Annotated in this window: 1 protein-coding gene; it reads right to left on the bottom strand. The window is 68.9% G+C overall.

The genetic code is table 11. The features are described from left to right. Window positions 1–341 (bottom strand): ATP-binding cassette domain-containing protein (locus TN53_RS43295; protein ID WP_046264424.1); only part of this gene is annotated, 341 nt, incomplete at both ends.

The following is a 341-nucleotide window of genomic DNA, read 5'->3' as shown; positions in this document are numbered from 1 at the left end:
GGCCTGCCGCTGTCCGCCGGAGAGGGTCTCGACCGACTGGGTGAGCGAGCGCAGGCCGATCTTCAGGTCGGCCATGTGCTCGGCTGCTTCCTGACGCATGCGCTTCTTGTCGAGCATGCGGAAGGGCCTGCCGAGGATGCCGGGGCGGCGCAGTTCGCGGCCGAGGAACACATTCGACGCGATGTCCATGGAGGCCGCCACCGCGAGGTCCTGATACACCGTCTCGATGCCGTGGGCGCGGGCGCTCTGCGGGCCGGAGAAGCTGATGGGTTCGCCGTTGAGCCGTATCTCGCCCGCGTCGGGGGTCACCGCACCGGTGAGGGCCTTGATGAGGCTGGTCT

It is taken from the genome of Streptomyces sp. WM6386 (genome assembly GCF_000972385.1).
Lineage (GTDB): Bacteria > Actinomycetota > Actinomycetes > Streptomycetales > Streptomycetaceae > Streptomyces.
Note: the sequence above shows the minus strand (reverse complement) of the source record. Positions and strands in the feature narration are given on the sequence as shown.